This is a genomic window from Mucilaginibacter sp. UYNi724, from assembly GCF_054057495.1.
In genome coordinates this window covers 93,005-111,076 of record NZ_JBSRZI010000011.1, presented here as the reverse complement: position 1 = coordinate 111,076, position 18,072 = coordinate 93,005, and the positions used below count along the sequence as shown (strand labels likewise).

Annotated in this window: 16 protein-coding genes; 7 read left to right on the top strand and 9 right to left on the bottom strand. The window is 42.7% G+C overall.

Annotated features, from left to right (window positions below):
* Positions 1-119 precede the first annotated feature (119 nt).
* The 4 genes from ligD to ACVW0P_RS16100 form a co-directional block, all read right to left on the bottom strand.
* Positions 120-2,867: a DNA ligase D gene (ligD, locus tag ACVW0P_RS16115; RefSeq protein ID WP_457132999.1), complete on the bottom strand. Its 2,748-nt coding sequence runs from the start codon at positions 2,865-2,867 to the stop codon at positions 120-122.
* Between the two features lie 10 nt (positions 2,868-2,877).
* The gene (locus tag ACVW0P_RS16110) at positions 2,878-3,051 is read right to left on the bottom strand and encodes a DUF3606 domain-containing protein (protein WP_354427009.1); all 174 of its coding nucleotides are present in this window, start codon (positions 3,049-3,051) and stop codon (positions 2,878-2,880) included.
* A gap of 83 nt (positions 3,052-3,134) precedes the next feature.
* Complete coding sequence (locus tag ACVW0P_RS16105; protein WP_354427010.1) at positions 3,135-3,536, bottom strand: VOC family protein; 402 nt, start codon at positions 3,534-3,536, stop codon at positions 3,135-3,137.
* A 94-nt stretch (positions 3,537-3,630) separates the two neighbouring features.
* Positions 3,631-4,821 (bottom strand): threonine synthase, encoded by a 1,191-nt coding sequence (locus ACVW0P_RS16100; RefSeq protein WP_457132998.1) that lies wholly within the window; start codon positions 4,819-4,821, stop codon positions 3,631-3,633.
* A 160-nt stretch (positions 4,822-4,981) separates the two neighbouring features.
* Here ACVW0P_RS16100 and ACVW0P_RS16095 point away from each other — a divergent pair, with 160 nt between their 5' ends.
* The gene (locus ACVW0P_RS16095) at positions 4,982-5,851 is read left to right on the top strand and encodes an OmpA/MotB family protein (protein ID WP_457132997.1); all 870 of its coding nucleotides are present in this window, start codon (positions 4,982-4,984) and stop codon (positions 5,849-5,851) included.
* A gap of 189 nt (positions 5,852-6,040) precedes the next feature.
* Here the strand turns inward: ACVW0P_RS16095 and ACVW0P_RS16090 are convergent, their stop codons facing one another.
* The gene (locus ACVW0P_RS16090; RefSeq protein WP_457132996.1) at positions 6,041-7,303 is read right to left on the bottom strand and encodes an MFS transporter; all 1,263 of its coding nucleotides are present in this window, start codon (positions 7,301-7,303) and stop codon (positions 6,041-6,043) included.
* A gap of 187 nt (positions 7,304-7,490) precedes the next feature.
* Here ACVW0P_RS16090 and ACVW0P_RS16085 point away from each other — a divergent pair, with 187 nt between their 5' ends.
* The 4 genes from ACVW0P_RS16085 to ACVW0P_RS16070 all read left to right on the top strand — a co-directional run bounded on the left by ACVW0P_RS16085 (position 7,491) and on the right by ACVW0P_RS16070 (position 12,239).
* A complete protein-coding gene (locus tag ACVW0P_RS16085) occupies positions 7,491-10,814 on the top strand; it encodes a DUF4175 family protein (RefSeq protein WP_457132995.1) in 3,324 nt (1,107 codons plus the stop codon).
* Positions 10,804-11,235, top strand: a complete 432-nt coding sequence (locus tag ACVW0P_RS16080) for an ATP-binding protein (protein WP_457132994.1) — start codon at positions 10,804-10,806, stop codon at positions 11,233-11,235. Before ACVW0P_RS16085 ends, ACVW0P_RS16080 begins: the two co-directional genes overlap by 11 nt.
* Entirely contained in the window at positions 11,235-11,660 is a 426-nt protein-coding gene (gene ybeY / locus ACVW0P_RS16075; RefSeq protein WP_457132993.1) for an rRNA maturation RNase YbeY, read from the top strand. Before ACVW0P_RS16080 ends, ybeY begins: the two co-directional genes overlap by 1 nt.
* 63 nt (positions 11,661-11,723) lie before the next feature.
* Positions 11,724-12,239 (top strand): glutathione peroxidase, encoded by a 516-nt coding sequence (locus ACVW0P_RS16070; RefSeq protein ID WP_457132992.1) that lies wholly within the window; start codon positions 11,724-11,726, stop codon positions 12,237-12,239.
* Positions 12,240-12,292: 53 nt separating this feature from the next.
* On the opposite strand, the gene ACVW0P_RS16065 is transcribed toward ACVW0P_RS16070, so the two are convergent.
* The 4 genes from ACVW0P_RS16065 to ACVW0P_RS16050 all read right to left on the bottom strand — a co-directional run bounded on the left by ACVW0P_RS16065 (position 12,293) and on the right by ACVW0P_RS16050 (position 15,435).
* A complete protein-coding gene (locus tag ACVW0P_RS16065) occupies positions 12,293-13,087 on the bottom strand; it encodes an MlaD family protein (RefSeq protein ID WP_354427018.1) in 795 nt (264 codons plus the stop codon).
* Positions 13,084-13,866: an ABC transporter ATP-binding protein gene (locus ACVW0P_RS16060; RefSeq protein WP_457132991.1), complete on the bottom strand. Its 783-nt coding sequence runs from the start codon at positions 13,864-13,866 to the stop codon at positions 13,084-13,086. The genes ACVW0P_RS16065 and ACVW0P_RS16060 overlap by 4 nt, the downstream gene beginning before the upstream one ends.
* A 2-nt stretch (positions 13,867-13,868) precedes the next feature.
* Positions 13,869-14,645, bottom strand: a complete 777-nt coding sequence (locus ACVW0P_RS16055) for an MlaE family ABC transporter permease (protein WP_354427020.1) — start codon at positions 14,643-14,645, stop codon at positions 13,869-13,871.
* A gap of 79 nt (positions 14,646-14,724) precedes the next feature.
* Positions 14,725-15,435: a pirin family protein gene (locus ACVW0P_RS16050; RefSeq protein WP_457132990.1), complete on the bottom strand. Its 711-nt coding sequence runs from the start codon at positions 15,433-15,435 to the stop codon at positions 14,725-14,727.
* 114 nt (positions 15,436-15,549) lie between these two features.
* Between ACVW0P_RS16050 and ACVW0P_RS16045 the strand changes: the two genes are divergently transcribed.
* Both ACVW0P_RS16045 and ACVW0P_RS16040 read left to right on the top strand, forming a co-directional pair.
* Entirely contained in the window at positions 15,550-16,203 is a 654-nt protein-coding gene (locus tag ACVW0P_RS16045; RefSeq protein WP_457132989.1) for an NAD(P)H-binding protein, read from the top strand.
* Positions 16,203-18,071 carry an ABC-F family ATP-binding cassette domain-containing protein gene (locus ACVW0P_RS16040; protein WP_457132988.1) on the top strand — a complete coding sequence of 623 codons (1,869 nt, stop codon included), beginning with the start codon at positions 16,203-16,205 and terminating at the stop codon, positions 18,069-18,071. Before ACVW0P_RS16045 ends, ACVW0P_RS16040 begins: the two co-directional genes overlap by 1 nt.
* The last annotated feature ends 1 nt before the right edge of the window (position 18,072 follow it).

Below are 18,072 nucleotides of genomic sequence, written 5' to 3'. Positions count from 1 at the left end.
TGCTTGCGTAAGCTAAAGCTTACAATATTTTAGGTCCAAGTTACGCTGCGATAAACTTGAACCAGCTATGTGTTTTATGCAAAGTGAGGCGAAGTATCGCGTCTCTACCGGAACGTTCGTTACTTAAATATACTCTGCGCTTTTTTGATCGTTTTTTCCAGATCAATGCCTTCGCCAAGCACACCTTTAAACAGGTCACCTTCTTTCTTAAGGCGAGCTATGGAGTTGTGAATGGTAAAATGTTTCATTGTAAGGCCGGGCTTTACCTCGTCCCAGTGCAGTGGCATGGAAACGGTTGCGCCGGGCTTTGGCCGAAGCGAGTATGGGCCTGCAATAGTTGCGCCGGGGCGGTTTTGAAGAAAATCAAGGTACATTTTACCGTTGCGATTCTTGATCATACGTTCAAGCGAAGTATAATCGGGAATTTGCTCGTGTACAATGTTGACGATCAAACGGGCAAACATCTGCGACTGGTCGTAATCATATTTCGCCGCGAGCGGGATGTAAATATGCATACCCGTTGAGCCGGACGTTTTGCAGTAGCTTGGAACATCTATGGCATCCAGCACTTTTTTTACTTCCTGCGCGGCTTCTATCACCTGGTCGAAAGTATTTTTGTCAGGGTCGAGGTCGATGATGCAATAATCCGGGTTATCCGGCGACTGCACGCGACTGAACCATGGATTCATCTCGATACAACCCAACGATGCCATCCAAAGCAGGGTGGCTTCATCATGCCCTACCAGGTAATCCTTATCCTCGCCATCGCTGGTAGTGTACGGAAAAGTCTTCACCCAATCCGGCGATTTGCCCCGTACATCCTTCTGGTAAAAGCTGGGCCCATGGATGCCATTAGGGAATCGGTTTAGCGATTGCGGCCTGTCTTTCAAATAAGGCAAAATATATTCCGCTACCTGGTAATAATAGTTGAACATATCGCGCTTGGTGATGCCATCCTCGGGCCAGTAAATCTTGCTGAGGTGGGTAAACTTTAGGTCGTGCCCGCAGATCTTTTTCACCTGCGTTTCTTCTTTGGGGTTAAGGAGGGTACGCTTAACAGCGTCTTTTGGGGCGGCTACAATTTTATGTTGAGGCTCTTTTTTCTTTTCGGGACGCTGCTCCTCTTCTTCAACAATTTCGTTGGTATCGGCTTCAGTTTCACGCACTACCTCTTTTGCTTTTTTGTCAACCCGCATCCCCTCGAACGATGGATGGCGAAATACGCCGTCGCTGGTTACTTCGGCAAAGCTGACTTCGCAAACCAATTCGGGTTTTAGCCAGGTTGCTTTTGCCCTCGGCGGATTGGGGCGAAAACGTGATGGCTTATTTACATCCGGCTCGCTGGTAAACGGCACCTTATCTACAATCAATGGCGTAAACATTGCCATCATCTCCTTTTGTAGTTTATCTGAAAAGCCCGTGCCTACCTTACCAGCATACAGGAATTTGCCCTCCTCGTAAACACCTAATAAAAGCGAACTAAACTGCTTTGCCGTACCTTCGTTTTTGGTAAAGCCCCCTATTACAACCTCCTGTCGTTTGTTGATCTTTATTTTAAGCCAGTCTTTAGAGCGGTTATCCGGTGCGTAGGTACTGCTGCCGCGTTTTGCCATAATACCTTCGAGACCTATTTTGCCGGCGGCTTCAAAAAATTCGGTGCCGTTGGCTTTAAAGGTTTGGCTGATACGCACGCGGTCGTCATCTGTAGGTATCACATCTCGCATAATGGCCTGGCGTTCTACCAGGGGCAGATCCATTAGGTTTTTACCCTCGTACCAAAGAATGTCAAATACATATAGCACCAGTTCACCATCTGCCTCGCTACGCCAGTTTTGTAAGGCGCCAAAGTTTGATACACCTTTATCGTTCAGCACCAAAATCTCACCATCTATAACCACATTTAACCCCCAGGTTTCCAGGAGTTTTTTAAGCGGGTAGTACTTCTCATTAAAATCCTTATTATTGCGTGATAGCAGCTGCACTTCGCCTTTATTGACAAAGCCAAGCGTGCGGTAACCATCCCATTTCACCTCGTAAACCCATTCAGGGTCATCAAAGGGCTCGTTAACTAAGGTCGCTAACATGGGCTTTATGCCGATTGGGATCTTGCCTTTGGGGGCTTTCTTTAAAACGTCCTTGGCATTAATGTCCTTGTTTATCGATGTTTCCTCGGCCTCTTCTTCCAGGTCTGCTATCGGCTCATGAAGTTTTTTTTTAGACACCGACTTCTTCTTTGGCTCTTCTTCTTCTATATCCTGTTCCCCGCCATCTTTCCAAACCTTTTCGCTGGTTTTTTCCATCTTCTCAATGGTTTTTCCGGAGAGGATTGATTTGTCTTTCTTGGTGATATCGGCAGTAGAAGCAAAATCGTCTTTGTGTTTAATAAGCAGCCAGCCGTTCTCGCCCATGCCGTGGGTTTTCACAAGGGCATATTCGCCTTCCAGCTTTTCGCCGTGGAGCTTTATTTTAAGTGAGCCGTCCTTAAGCTGTTTAAGCAGGTGTTTTTCCTGTGCTTTTTTGCCGCCCTTTATTTCTTCGATAGGCTCATAGGTGCCCTCGTCCCAAATAATAACAGTACCGCCGCCATATTCACCTTGGGGGATGATCCCCTCAAAATTGCGATAGTCGAATGGGTGGTCTTCCACCATCATAGCCAGTCGTTTGTTCTTGGGGTCGGTCGAGGGGCCTTTGGGTACGGCCCAGCTTTTTAATACGCCTTCCATCTCCAGCCTAAAATCGTAATGCAGGCGCGATGCATCGTGCTTTTGGATCACGAACATCAGTTTATCTTTATCCTTGCTTCTTCCGGCTTTGGGTTCCGAGGTTTTTGTAAAATCTCGTTTTTCGGCGTATTTCTCCAGGCTCATGACGGTACAATTATTTGTTTAATTGTTTCTGTACGGCTTCAACCGAGGTGCCAGCTGCTTTTACAGCCTCCTTAAGCTCATCTCGGCTCACACCAAATTTTTCGCTCCAATATTGTAATTCGTAATCTTCGTTTACGTTGATCCTGTCTCTGTCCGGGCTACCTGTATTCTGTTTGTTATCCATAACTTATTATATTTAGTTAACAAGTAAACAGGCGTTTACAACAAATGGTTTTGAAAATAAATTAATTAGAAATTAACCAGCCGCTATTGGGCGGAGGTTGGATCAAGTACAGAAAGGAAGTTACCGGCAGGGTCCTTAAACCAGGCGATGGTTGGGCCTCCGTTGCCTTTGGCTACGCCATGTTCATCCGTTTTTAGGTATTCGCTATCATAGATCTCAAATTTTACGCCTCGGGCAGTTAACTCCTTTACGGTTGCCTCCACATCCTTAACCGGGAAGTTTAAAATGGTGTAAGTAGCCGGCTGATGGTTGGGTTTTTTGTACACCAAAATGTTGTTTTGGTTACCCTCGATATGGATAGTAACCATGCCGCCCATGTCCTCAGTCTTCTCAACTTGCAGGCCCAACACTTCGCCGTAAAATTGGTAAGCGGCATCAATATCATTGACAGAAAATCCGCTGAACGCTTTTGAATCTTTTAACATGCTGCTTGTTTTAATTGGTTTCTACAGTACAAAAATGTAGCCAAATAACTACTTTCAGGGTCGCTTGTGGGTGAAAAAAAGGCTTTCTGGTGATTTAGATTACTATATTTTCCAGGTATTTGTATCCACTCCCGGTGTTTACCAAAACAATGTTTTCGCCGGGCTTTATCCAGTTAGTTGCTTTTAATTTTTTATAGGCCTGCCATAGGGCGGCGCCTTCAGGTGCTATCAGCATACCCTCGTGGCGGGCAACTTCTTTTATGCCCTCATTCATTTCTATATCGCTAATGGTAAGCGCCGTACCCTTGCTATCGCGCAGCACTTGCAATATTATTTTATCGGCGAATGATTTTGGTACCCGCAGGCCATTAGCAATGGTAAACCCGCCATCAACAAATTTTGCACTATAATTTCCTGATTTAAAAGCGGTTACAATGCCATCGCAGCTTTCAGATTGCACAGCTACCATTCTTGGGCGTTTGCTGCCTATCCACCCCAACTGTTCTAACTCATCAAATGCCTTCCAAATGCCAATAAGGCCTGTTCCGCCACCTGTGGGGTAAAATATTACATCGGGAAGCTGCCAACCAAACTGTTCGGCAATTTCAAAGCCCATCGTTTTTTTACCTTCTAAACGATAGGGTTCTTTCAGGGTGGAGATCTGAAACCAGCCGTGTTCGGCAACACCATCTGCAACCAATTTACCACAATCGGCAATGTTACCATCAACCTCAACCAGTTCCGCACCATATAAGCGGCATTCATCTTTAAATACCTGCGGGGTAAGTTTGGGCATGTACACAATAGCTTTTACGCCTGCGCGTGCGCCGTAGGCTGCCAATGCACCACCTGCGTTACCTGCTGTTGGGGTTGCTATAATTTTTATACCCAATTCTTTGGCTTTTGATACCGCCATGCCAATGCCACGCGCTTTGAACGACCCTGTAGGGTTACCGGCTTCATTTTTCCAGTAAACCTGATTACCTGTAGTATGGTTAGTAAGGTTTTTAACGGGGATAATGGGCGTAAATCCCTCGCCCATGGTCACAATATTTTTATCATCAATAACCGGCAACAACTCCCGGTAACGCCACATACTGGCCGGGCGGTTTTTCAAGATAGCTTTATCAAGCGGCTGATTTAGATCGTATTGCGCGAAAAGCGTACTGTTGCATCCATCATTTACACAAAAAGTATTTTGTTGCGATGCATCATACATCGCGCCACATGCCGGGCATTTTAAATTTGTTAATCTGGATTGTCCGGATATTGCTGTACTTATCATTGCCTCTATTATAGATTGCCAAGGTATCAACAACCCTATGCATCCACAAATATTAGCGATAATGTTATTACGATGTAGAGTAACTGTGGCAATCAAAACTTTATTACTCCTAATTCGTTTAGAGTTAGACAATTAAATTTTTTCACTAATTTTAACATTTATGAAACTCCGAATATTGATACCCTCGCTATTTATAATGGCAGTGGTAGCCTCCAGCTGTGTGAGCAGCAAAAAGTACAAAGAATTACAAGCCAACTACGATAAGCTTGACAGCAATACCCGCGAAATGAAAGGCCGTTACCTGCTTACCGAGCGTAACCTTGGCCTTGCAAAAGAACGTGTTAAAAGCCTTGATGAACAATTAGCGTCAGAACGAGCTAACAACAAACAACTACAATCGGCCCTTGACAAATGTTTAACCTCAAGTGGGCAGGGTAACTTAAATATCTCTAAACTGGTCGACGAAATAAATAGCTCTAACAAATACATTCAACAATTGGTTAATGCCAAAAACAAAAGCGATTCGCTTAACATGGTGCTTACCAATAACCTAACCCGTTCGTTAAGCCAATCGGAAACACAAGATGTTGACGTTAAAGTATTAAAGGGCGTGGTTTATATTTCTCTTGCTGATAACATGCTTTATAAATCCGGCAGTTATGACCTGACGGATAAAGCAGGTATAACCCTAAGCAAAATTGCAAAGATTATTAAAGATTACTCAAATTACGATGTATTAATAGAAGGTAATACAGATAATGTACCTATTACCATGAAAAACATTCGTAACAACTGGGACCTGAGTGCTTTAAGGGCATCGTCAGTAGTGCTTGCTTTGCAAAACACTTACCAAGTAGATCCTAAACGTTTAACCGCAGGTGGCCGTGGCGAGTATAATCCAATTGCGGATAACAACACGCCAACCGGCAAAGCCCAAAACAGGCGCACGCAAATAATTATCACCCCTAAACTTGATCAGTTTATGGACCTGATAGGTAAAGCCCCTGAAACTGCCCCGGTAAAACAATAAGTTTAAACTTCCTTATTGAAAGGCCCGCTCAAATGAGCGGGCCTTTTTGGTTTTGTTAGATTAGATCAAATCAAACGCCCTTGCATATTGCATCAATCGTAAGTGTCTGCCTTTAGTTCTTTTTGTAATTTTACGATGTGTTCGGCAGTGGTGACGCTGACACCCCGTTAAATTATGTTATTTTAAGGGTTAAACTGCGGCCCGCAGGTGGTGTTCTTCAACAGCCATCACGTTATCTTTCTGTCTCAGTTTTTCTTTACGCTGATAGCGGAAGTGCAACAAGCCAATTAGCAGCGCGGCGACACCTTCCAGCAAAATAGTATCGGGCGCGCCTATCCATTTAGATACCGATCCAACCAACAGGCCACCAATTGGTTGTAAGCCAAAAAACGCCATCGCATAAAAACTGATCACCCTTCCGCGCATGCCAGGCTCAACTGTTATTTGTATTAGGGTATTACTGATGGTGATCTGTGACATCATGCCGAAACCCGCTATGGTTGCAAATACCAGCGCAAGCCAATAAGTGTTTTCGTGCGAGAACAACGCCAGGCCAATACCAAACACCAGCGTGTTGATGCTCAAGATCTTTTTCAAATTACTTCCTGCCTTAAGCGATGCCAGGAATATAGCCCCGGTAAATGCGCCGAGGCCAATAACGCTATCAATCACCCCGAATGTTGTGGCATTCCCTTTAAAAACCTCACGGGCATAGTATGGTATCAATGTGCTAAATGGCAATACCAACAGGCTTATTAACCCAAGCATCAATATCACAAATGAAATAGATGGCGTGGCTTTTAAATACGCGAACCCTTCCCGCAACTCGCCAAATACATTTTTCTTATGTTCCGTTTTCACATATTTGGGTAGACGCATTAATAGTAACGATCCGATAACCGCTATAAAGCTTCCTGCATTTAGCGCGAAGCAAAACCCATCGCCCCAATACTCTAATATAAAGCCGGCGATGCCGGGGCCAATTAATCGCGATAGGTTTACCATGGATGAGTTAAGGGCCAAGGCGTTAGGCAGGTCCTTTTTATCCTCGATCATTTCATAAACCAATGATTGCCTGGCGGGCACGTCGAACGCGTTAATAATGCCTAGCACAACGCTTAATGCCAATATCTCCCAAACTTCGTAATGTTTTAGCAACACCAATACAGTAAGGATGGTAGCCTGTATCATTGAGGCAACCTGCGTGGATAATAGTACCCTGAAGCGGTTGTACCTATCTGATACCACTCCGCCAAAAAGCGACAATAAAAATGACGGAAACTGGCTGGCGAAAAGTGTAACGCCCAGCATAAATGTGGAATGGGTAAGCGAGTAGATAACCCAGCTTACTGCTGTTTTCTGCATCCACGTACCAATAAGCGATACGGATTGACCTGCAAAGTATAAACGGTAGTTGCGGCTGCGGAATGCCTTGAAGGTGGTGATATTCATTGTATATAATTCAACGACAATAATTATCCGCTAATTGTTTCCCGCCGGCTTTATAATAACTAAATTACCGTAACATGGCATTAATTGCATTGGATATAAAAACACAGGCATTATATAAAATATGCCCTGCGTATCAATTAATACGTTATTTTCGTTTTATTGCTTATGCTGGCAGCTTATCCAAACTATGACCTCGGCCGAAAACTATGATTTGTTGATCGAAAAGATCAACACCTTTATCCGTAAGTACCATTATAACAACCTGCTGCGCGGATTGATATTTTTGGGCGCGGGTATATTTTCGGCCTATGTGGTTATAACGTTGCTGGAATACTTCGGGAATTTTAACACTACACTACGTACCATCCTGTTCTATTTTTTTATCCTGCTGAATATTGGCTTAGTTATCTGGCTGGTGTTACCGCCGCTTTTAGCGCGCCTTAAATTGGGCAAAACCTTAACGCACGACCAAGCCGCCGAAATAATAGGGCAACATTTTAATGATGTGCATGACAAGTTGCTGAATACCCTTCAGCTAAAAAAGCAATCCGCTGAAAATGCTGAAAACCGCGATCTTTTGGAGGCCAGCATCAACCAAAAAATAGAAACATTAAAGCCCGTAAGCTTTCCATCAGCGGTAAACATTCGCGAGAATAGTAAATACCTTAAGTGGGTTATGCCTCCTGCGGCTGTAATTTGTATTATCGCTTTTGCAGCGCCATCTATTTTAACAGAGAGTACCAAAAGGCTTATTCGTCATAACGAATATTTTGCACCTGTTGCCCCGTTCCAATTTGTGCTTTTGAATAAGAATTTATCTGCATTACAGGGCGAAGATTACAAACTCGACCTTAAACTTACCGGCGATAAACTACCTAATGAGATTTATATAAAAACAGCAAACAATACGTTTAAACTTGATAAAGAGAACATCAGCCGCTTCCAATACCTGTTTACCAACCTGCAGCAAAACACTTCGTTTAAATTAGTTGGTAATGGATTTAGCTCGGCACCATACGAGATAAAGGTTAACCTAAAACCGGTATTACTACACTTTGACGCCGATTTAACGTACCCTACTTACCTCCACAAAAAGAATGAAATCATTGCCAATGCCGGCGACCTTACCCTCCCCGCCGGGACTGTGGTAAACTGGAAATTTCATACGCAAAATGCTTCCTCGCTTTTGTTTAAAATAGATGGCACTAATACTCCCATCCCACCAACAAATAGCAACCTATTTGAACACCGAGAGCGCATCTTAAAAAACACAGCCTATAACGTTAGTCCGTTAAATAATAACGTTCGGCGTAGCGACTCTGCAAGTTACCGTATCAATGTAATTGCGGATGAAGCACCCGCAATAGAAGTGCAGGAAAGACCGGATTCGGTAAGTATGAAGGCATTTTATTTTAACGGCCGCATCCAGGACGACCATGGCTTTTCGTCATTAATATTCCATTATAAAGTTGGTGAAAAAGGGTCAGAAAAAGCTGTAAACAAACCGGTTAAGGCAGATTTGTCAGCTACCCAATCCAATTTCTTTTATTTCTGGGACTTAAAGGAACTGGGCATCCGTCCCGGCGACCAGGTTACCTATTATTTTGAAGTTGCCGATAATGACGGTGTTGCCGGCCCTAAAAAAGCACGCACGCCAGTGAAAACCTTGAACGTTCCTGATGCCGCTCAACTAACTGAAGAGTTGAACAAAGGATCTAATGCAGTAAAAGAAAAAATGCAGTCGGCAGTGAAATTGGCCGCGCAGATTGAGAAAAGCGCACAAAAGCTGAATCAAGCGCTATTGGATAAGAACGCCCTTTCATTCGATGAGAAAAAGCAGGTAGAAGAGCTTTTGCAAAAACGCAAGGATCTGGATGAGTTGGTTAAAGATATCCAGGCCGAAAACAAAAAGAACCTTTACAATCGACAAGAAAACCAACAGCAAACCCAGGAGCTGATGGACATGCAAAAGCAGATAGAAAACCTGTTTAATAATGTGCTGGATGATAAGACCAAAGAAATGCTGCAACGATTGCAACAAATGTTACAGGAGAGCCAAAAAGATAGCACACGCGACGAGTTGTCTAAAATGCAGATGGACAATAAATCACTAAAAAAAGAACTTGACCGCATACTGGAATTATACAAAAAACTTGATTTTGAGCAGAGGCTTAATCAAAATATCAACCAGCTAAACCAACTGGCGCAAGATCAGCAAAAACTATCTGACCAAACACGGAAGGCGGGCAATAACGACAAAGACCTGCAACAGCAAGATAAACTGAACAACCAGTTTGATAACGTCAAGAAACAACTGGACGACCTTCAAAAAGAGAACGAAAAGAACGGTGGTAAGCAGGACTTTAAAAACCCTGAGGCCGAAAAGCAAGCGATAGATGAACAGATGAGTAAAAGTTTGGACGCGTTGAAAAAGAACAGTCGCCCGCAAGCGTCAAAATCCCAACAGCAAGCTGCCAAACAAATGAAGCAACTGGCCGACAAATTACAAAATGATGAAAGCGAAGGGCAGGATAGCGAAAATGCTGTGGATGCACGCCAACTGCGCGAGTTATTAAAATCGCTGGTGAACAGTTCCTTCGCCCAAGAAAAAATAATGCAGCAATTACGCAACACCAGCCCAACCGATCCGGCTTACATTGCATTGGCTCAAAAACAAAAAGATGTTAAAGATAATTTAAAAACGGCCGAGGATAGTTTGTACTCGCTTAGCCGCCGCATTCCACAGATCCAGTCGACTGTTAATAAAGAAATTGCCGGCATTAATGAGCAAATAGACCAATCTTTAGATAATTTAGGCGAACGAAAAACGCCCGAGGCCATGCGTAACCAGCAGTTTGCAATGACCAGTATGAACAATTTGGCACTGATGTTGAGTGAAGCGCTTAACCAATTGCAAAAACAGCAAAGCAAAAGCGGTAAGGGCAAAGGCAAACAACCGTCGATATCGCAATTGAGCAAGATGCAACAGCAGCTCAACCAAAATATGCAGAAGGCGCGCGAGCAAATGCAAAAGGCAGGTAATCCTCAGCAGGGCAAAAGCGGCCAGCAAGGGCAGCAAGGCATGAGCGAGCAGTTTGCCAAAATGGCGCGCGAGCAGCAAATGATAAGGCAAACACTGCAGCAGATAAATAAGGAAAACAATAAAGACGGGACCAACGGTTTGGGAAATTTGGATAAAATTTCAAAAGAAATGGAACAAACTGAGAACGATCTCGTAAACAAGAAAATTACAAATGAAGCGTTAAAAAGGCAAGAGCAAATAAAAACGCGTTTGCTTGAGGCCGAGAAAGCGGAGCAAGAGAGAGAGCAGGACCAAAAAAGAGAGAGCCGGGCGGCAAGTAATATGCCGCCGGGGTATATTAAAGCTTTGCAGGACTATGAACAAGTTAAAACAAAGCAAACGGAACAAATAAAAACCGTACCTGCGGCGCTCAACTTGTATTACAGGCAAAAAATTAAAAAATACTTTGATCAACTTAATGGAAAATGATATGGCACAGGCAAATGTTCACACGGAACTTTATACCTTACAACTTCCTTCGAAATACGAAAGCATTACACCGCTGGAGACTTTGATTGAAGAAGTGGCGGATAAATATAACGTAGCAGAGGACGTATTCGCCAACATGATGACCTGCCTCAATGAGGCGGTTATTAACGCTATTATACACGGCAATAAATTAGACCCAAATAAAACTGTTTTTGTGAATGTTGAGGTTGATGGCAAACGCATCATCTGGACAGTTACCGATGAGGGTGCAGGTTTCGACTATAATAACCTTGCCGACCCAACAGCTGCAGATCGCTTGGAAGAGCTAACCGGCCGTGGCGTATTTATACTAAAACACCTTGCCGACCAGTGTATATTTAACGCAAGTGGTAACGAGGTTGAACTACACTTTAAGATATAATGCCCGCAATTACTTTCCATGAGGAAGACATCAAATATAAATTAAAAAATAAAACTGCGGTTCGTAAATGGATCACCGACACCATTGTTGCAGAAGGACACAAGCTGAGCGAGCTTACCTATATTTTTTGTTCTGACAACTACCTGCTTAAGATTAATCAAGAATACCTCGATCATGACACCTATACAGATATTATCACCTTTGATAATTCGGAAGATGATGGGGTAATAGTAGGAGATATTTTTATTTCTATAGAGCGCATTAAAGAGAATGCCGCCAAGTTTGGCGTTACCGCCGAACAGGAATTGCATCGTGTTATCATACACGGAACCTTACACTTATTAGGGTACCCTGATAAAACCCCTGCCGCTAAGAAAAAAATGACGCAGAAAGAGGATTTCTATTTGGATAAAAGAGGTTTTTAATGCCTAATTTTACATCCATAAATCAATATCCCTCGTAAATTATTCATCTTCAACAAATAAAACATGAAATTACTGACATTAATTTGTGCTATGATGTTCATCACGTCTGCGCCCGCACCGCTTTATAGTTTTAAACTAAAAACTATCGATGGTAATGATTTTTCTTTATCTAAGTATAAAGGGAAAAAATTGCTTATTGTTAACACCGCATCAAAATGTGGCTTTACCCCACAATATGCCGAGCTGCAAAAACTTGCAGACCAGTACAAAGACAAGGTTGTTGTTGTTGGTTTCCCTGCAAACAACTTTGGCGGACAGGAGCCTGGTACCAATGCGGATGTTAAAGAGTTTTGCCAGAAAAACTTTGGTGTTACGTTCCCATTAAGTTCAAAAGTGAGTGTTAAGGGTGATGATATCGCTCCAATATTTGCTTACTTAACCAAAGAAGCTAACCCTGATTTTACCGGCGAGATTAAATGGAATTTTGAGAAATTCCTTATAGACGAGAACGGCAAACTAATACACCGCTACCGCTCTACAACAAAACCGTTATCTGACGAGATAACAAAAGCATTATAACAAAAAGGGGAAGCTTAATTAACTTCCCCTTTTTACTTCCTTATCCGTCATTCTTAATTATCGTCCTTCTTTTTGGCTGCGTCTTTAGCTGCTTTTTCTTTGGCTTTAATAGCTTCTTCCTGTACTTTTTTAATTGAATCTTGTTTGGCTTTTGCGGCTTTCTTTTTCTTATTAAAGAAGCCTTTTAATAAAAAGTTGCTTTGCGCAGCTTTTAAATCCTCATTTAACGTAGCCGTGGTGGCGTGTACGCCTTTCATAGTGGTTTTAGCCTGATTTACCGTGCCTTCCAGGTCTCTTGCTATCTTATCATTATTTAACAGCCGGCCGATACTCCCTTTACCGCTATTCACTTTGGCTACAATTTGCGACAGGTCGCTGGTAAGGCTTTCAGCATTGTCTGCTACTTTGGTAAGCTTGTTAATTATCTTGTCTACATCTACAGGATTAACGGAATTTAGTTCCTTACCCTCGCTTATTTCTGTCTGGCTGGTAATCCCGCCGGGAGCGATAACAACCAGCTTATCGCCCATCAAACCATCGCTGCCGATGCTCATCTTCGAGTCGGTTTTAATGAATTTTCTTACGGAGTTATTCAGCGTAAGGTCAACCCTTACCGAACTATCTGTCACGATGTTTATGGCCTCAACCACACCCACGTTTATACCTGCAAAACGCACGTTGTTACCAACGGTAAGCCCGCTAACGTTCTTAAACGTACCATAAACTTTAAAGGTGGAACTAAATAAGCTTTTTTGGTTCCCGATGTAAAAAACGGCCAGGAACAATACGGCCAGCCCTACTATGGTAAAAGCACCAATTCTTACTTTTTGTGATGATGTGGTTTTCATGTTGTTTCGTTAAAAAATGACTTTACCAATTCGTCTTTTGAGTTTTTTAGCTCATCAAACGAGCCCTCGGCTATATATGTACCCTCATTCATAATTACAACACGGTCGGCAGTAATTTTTGCGCACTCCATGTCATGGGTTATAATGATGGATGATGTTTTATACTTTTTTTGCATGTTAAGGATCAACTCGCTTATCTCACGGGAAGTAATAGGATCTAATCCGGTAGTCGGTTCGTCGTAAAGCATAATTTCAGGCCGTACGATCATCGTTCTCGCTAATCCCGCACGTTTACGCATCCCTCCGGACAAATCTGAAGGTAGCTTATCTATCGCGTCCGAAAGGCCCACGCCATCCAAAGCTTCTTCGACACGTTTATCTAATTCTGCTTGGTCGGTAATTTTCAGGATCCGCGTAAGCGGAAATTCCAAATTATCGCGCACGGTCATAGAATCATATAATGCCCCGCTCTGGAACAGGAAACCTACCTTGGTACGAAGTTCCTTTAGCCGCTCTTCGTTCATTTCAGCAACATCCGCTCCAAAAACGGTCACCTTGCCGGTATCCGGCGTAAGCAACCCAACAATGCATTGTATAGTAACTGACTTTCCTTGGCCCGACTTGCCAAGCACAACAATATTTTCACCGCGTTTTAGCTGTAGGGTAATATCTGTAAGCACATCTTTTGTTCCGAAAGATTTTGAGATGTGATCGATATCTACCACCACTTCGCCAGTAGTTTTATCCATGTCGGTCTTACTTTGTTTTATTTCTCCCATGGTTACCTGTAAAATAATAAGCTGGTTATCTGCACCGCAACGGCATCTATTACAAAGATCCATAAAGAAGCAGTCACTACGGCTGAATTTGCCGCAATACCTACGCTCTCGGTACCTTTGTTAGAGTTATATCCTTTGTAGCATCCCACAAAACCAATAGCAAAACCAAAGAACATTGTTTTAACGACGGCGGGTAAAAAATCTATAAATTCAAGGGAAGAAATACATTTATGGAAGTACAGCGTAAAGCTGATATCGTCGGTAAAATTAAGGGCTAAAAATCCACCAAAAAGGCCTATTGCATCACCAATAACTGTCAGTAAAGGAACCATCAATGTGGTCGCTAATATGCGGGTAACAACCAGGTATTGTAACGGGTTTGCACCCGAAACCTCCATGGCGTCAATCTGCTCGGTAACCTTCATGCTACCCAGCTCGGCACCTATTCCGGATGCTACTTTGCCTGCGCATATAATGGCGATAATAACCGGCCCTATCTCGCGGATAAACGATACCGCGAGGGTTTTTGGAAGCATGCTTTCGGCGCCCATTTCTAACATAGACGGCCTGAGTTGTAATATGAGTACCAGCCCCATAATAAAAGAGGTGATACCAACCAGCATCATAGAGCGATAACCTATTTCATAGCATTGGCGCACAAATTCCGACCATTCAAAACCGCCCCTAAAAATATTGCGGAAAAAGCTTTTAAAGAACACGCCCTGTTCCCCAACGCCTTCCAGCCATTTTTTGTACCCGGTAATTGCCTGTTCTGCCATAAGTTATTAATTACTTGCCCGTTATAAACAAAGTATTGGTCAAATGTTTTAGGCTACCGAAATTTTATTCTGATGTTTATCAGCTCATCGGTACTTCTATAATAAATACTTTGCTTTCGCTATTGGTTTCTATTGTAAATTCTTCTGTATCGTAAACGCCAATTGCATCCCTTTTGTTTAGGGCCTTGCCCGCAATGTTTACAGAACCTTCTAACAAGAACACATAAGCGCCGTTTCCGGGTGTTTTGATGATATAATTTAACTGTTGCCCCGCATCAAAATTACCCTGGGAGAATGTGGTATCCTGGTTTAACCCTAATGTGTCATCACCTTTAACAGGTGATATTAACGTTGTTAGCTGGTTTTGTATAAACTTATCGCCAAAATTCTTTTGGTCGTATCTTGGTTCGATGTTTCGTACTTTGGGGAAGATCCAGATCTGTAATGATAACGTATCTTCGGTTTCTGACGGGTTGTACTCGGAGTGAAAAACGCCCGTACCTGCCGACATTACCTGCACATCGCCAGCTTTGATGGTGCCTTTATTGCCCATGCTGTCCTGATGTTCTAAAGCCCCTTCCAATACAATGGTAGTAATCTCCATATTATCGTGAGGGTGTCGGCCAAAGCCATTTCCACGTGCAATAAAGTCGTCATTTAACACCCTTAAAACACCAAAATTCGTCTTTTTTTTGTCCTGGTATGGGCCAAAGCTGAACGAAAAATTAGCTTTCAACCACCCTATATCGTTATAACCCCGGTCGCCCGCGGCGTGAAATGTTGTTTTCATTTTTATGATTTATAAGAAGTAAAATACGTCCTATGTAATTAAATACGTGTTTAAACACTCAATATCTATTCCACAATTTAATTATGCGTAAATTTGCGCGTTAAAACCACCATAATGGCATACAAAGCAATTATAGCGGGCGCAAGCGGCCTTATTGGCAGTAATTTATTAAATATATTACTGGAAGCGGCCGAGTACACAGAGGTTTTGGTGCTTGTTAGACATGAACTGCCTATCCAACATAAAAAGCTGGTGCAACTGGTAATCAATTTTGATAACTTGGATAAACATGCCGGAGCCATTACCGGCCATGCGGTATTCAGTTGCCTGGGCACAACAAAGGCCGAAACGCCGGATAAGGATAGGTACCGTAAAATAGACCACGATTACCCATTGCTGCTGGCAAAGCTTGCAAACCAAAACGGCGTCAATCAGTTTCATGTGGTGACAGCCATTGGTGCGGATGCTACGTCTGCTATGCCCTACGTTAAGCTTAAAGGCGAATTAGAAGATGACCTAAAGAAGGTTAATATGAAATCTCTTTACATCTATCAGCCATCAATGCTAATTGGCAAACGTGAAAAATCGCGATTTCCAGAAAAAATATTGTTTGCCCTATTTAAGGTTATTGACCCAATCTTAATTGGCGGGCTTAAAAAATACAGGAGCGTTAAAGGCACAACGGTTGCCCATGCCATGTACAAAAAATCATTAGAGAGTGCCGTAGGCACTTTTATATATACATCAGATAAAATACATACTATTTAGTGAGCACTTATATCTCGGCCGAAAATTTAGGCCACTCCTTTAATGACAACTGGTTGTTTAAAAACCTTACAATTGGCATTAACCGCGGACGCAGAGTTGCGCTTGTTGGTGTTAATGGTGCAGGAAAGTCAACCTTATTGAAAATCCTTTCCGGTTCGTTAAAGCCTACCGAAGGTAAAGTTGCGCAAGCACGTGACCTTAACGTTGGCTACCTGGAGCAAGATCCATTCTTTAAAAATGCGGTTACCATCAGCGATTATATCTTCCATTCGGATAATATCCAGCAGCAGCTGATCCGCCGTTACGAGGAGTTGTTGGAGAACGACCCCGATAACATGAAGGAGATGGATAAAGTAATGGAGGAGATGAGCGAGATTGATGCCTGGGAATATGAGTATAAGATCAAGACTATTTTAGGAAGACTTGACATACATCACCTTAACCAACACATTAATACGCTATCAGGCGGGCAGAAGAAACGTTTAGCTTTAGCTAAACTGTTAATTGAAGACCCTGAGATCTACGTTTTAGATGAGCCTACCAATCACCTCGATATTGATACGATTGAGTGGCTGGAAAAACTTTTGACAGAAGGCAGCAAAACCATCCTGATGGTAACGCATGATAGGTACTTCCTGGATAACGTTTGTAACGAAATCCTGGAAATAGACCGCGGCAAAATTATCCCCTACGTAGGTAACTACGGTTATTACCTGGAGAAAAAAGCCGAACGAGAAGCGTCTGACGAGGCTACCTTTCAAAAGAATTCAAACTTGCTTCGTAAAGAACTAGAATGGATGCGCAGGCAGCCAAAGGCCCGTGGCACTAAATCAAAATCGCGTATCGATGCTTTTTATGATCTGGAATCCAAGACTAAAGACCGCGGAGCTAAAGAAAATGTGGAGCTAAGTGTTAAGGTATCCCGCCAGGGAAACAAGATAATGGAGATGCACCATATTGGGAAGGGCTTTAATGGCAATACTTATATTAAAGATTTTAGCTACACGTTTAAAAAAGGCGACCGTATAGGCTTAGCCGGTAAAAATGGTAGCGGTAAATCAACCCTTTTAAATATGATCACCGGTGAATTATTGCCGGATAGTGGGGAATTAGTAAAAGGCGAGACCACCGTTATCGGTTACTTTAACCAGGCTGGCTTAAGCTTTAAAGAAGATGAACGCGTTATAGATATTGTAAAGAACGTTGCTGAGTTTATTACCATGGCCGATGGTAAGCTTATTTCTGCTTCGGCTTTGCTTACTTTATTCCTGTTCCCTCCGGCCAAACAATATGGAATGGTGTCAAAACTAAGTGGGGGTGAAAAGAAACGTTTGCATCTGATGAGCATCCTGATCAAAAACCCTAATTTTTTGATACTGGATGAACCTACCAATGACCTGGATATCGACACTCTGAATGTGCTGGAAGAATTTTTAACTAACTTCCCCGGCATTTTGATCATGGTGTCGCACGATAGGTATTTGCTTGATAAACTTACCGACCAACTATTTATTATGCAAGGCGAAGGCAATGTGCTCATATATAACGGCAACTATACGTCGTACCGTGTTGAACTTGAAGAAGCCAAGCAATTGAATAAGAAACCATCATCCGCCCCCACTCAACAACAAGCAGAAGCACCTAAAAAAGCTAAACTAAGTTTTAAAGAAGAGAAGGAATATGAGGGGTTGGAAAAAGAGATCTCGGATATTGAAGACAAGCTAAAGGAAACTTCCGACGCTTTGAACACAACCAACATCGATCCAAAAGAATTAACAAAACTGACAGACAAAATAGCTTATTTAAATAAACAATTGGACGCAAAAAGCGCCCGCTGGATTGAATTAGGCGAACTTAAAGAAGTGTAGT

Bases quoted from the DNA above. Each gene is read 5' to 3' on its own strand.
- ligD (WP_457132999.1), bottom strand. From the start codon at position 2,867: ATGAGCCTGGAGAAATACGCCGAAAAACGAGATTTTACAAAAACCTCG.
- ACVW0P_RS16110 (WP_354427009.1), bottom strand. From the start codon at position 3,051: ATGGATAACAAACAGAATACAGGTAGCCCGGACAGAGACAGGATCAAC.
- ACVW0P_RS16105 (WP_354427010.1), bottom strand. From the start codon at position 3,536: ATGTTAAAAGATTCAAAAGCGTTCAGCGGATTTTCTGTCAATGATATT.
- ACVW0P_RS16100 (WP_457132998.1), bottom strand. From the start codon at position 4,821: ATGATAAGTACAGCAATATCCGGACAATCCAGATTAACAAATTTAAAA.
- ACVW0P_RS16095 (WP_457132997.1), top strand. From the start codon at position 4,982: ATGAAACTCCGAATATTGATACCCTCGCTATTTATAATGGCAGTGGTA.
- ACVW0P_RS16090 (WP_457132996.1), bottom strand. From the start codon at position 7,303: ATGAATATCACCACCTTCAAGGCATTCCGCAGCCGCAACTACCGTTTA.
- ACVW0P_RS16085 (WP_457132995.1), top strand. From the start codon at position 7,491: ATGACCTCGGCCGAAAACTATGATTTGTTGATCGAAAAGATCAACACC.
- ACVW0P_RS16080 (WP_457132994.1), top strand. From the start codon at position 10,804: ATGGAAAATGATATGGCACAGGCAAATGTTCACACGGAACTTTATACC.
- ybeY (WP_457132993.1), top strand. From the start codon at position 11,235: ATGCCCGCAATTACTTTCCATGAGGAAGACATCAAATATAAATTAAAA.
- ACVW0P_RS16070 (WP_457132992.1), top strand. From the start codon at position 11,724: ATGAAATTACTGACATTAATTTGTGCTATGATGTTCATCACGTCTGCG.
- ACVW0P_RS16065 (WP_354427018.1), bottom strand. From the start codon at position 13,087: ATGAAAACCACATCATCACAAAAAGTAAGAATTGGTGCTTTTACCATA.
- ACVW0P_RS16060 (WP_457132991.1), bottom strand. From the start codon at position 13,866: ATGGGAGAAATAAAACAAAGTAAGACCGACATGGATAAAACTACTGGC.
- ACVW0P_RS16055 (WP_354427020.1), bottom strand. From the start codon at position 14,645: ATGGCAGAACAGGCAATTACCGGGTACAAAAAATGGCTGGAAGGCGTT.
- ACVW0P_RS16050 (WP_457132990.1), bottom strand. From the start codon at position 15,435: ATGAAAACAACATTTCACGCCGCGGGCGACCGGGGTTATAACGATATA.
- ACVW0P_RS16045 (WP_457132989.1), top strand. From the start codon at position 15,550: ATGGCATACAAAGCAATTATAGCGGGCGCAAGCGGCCTTATTGGCAGT.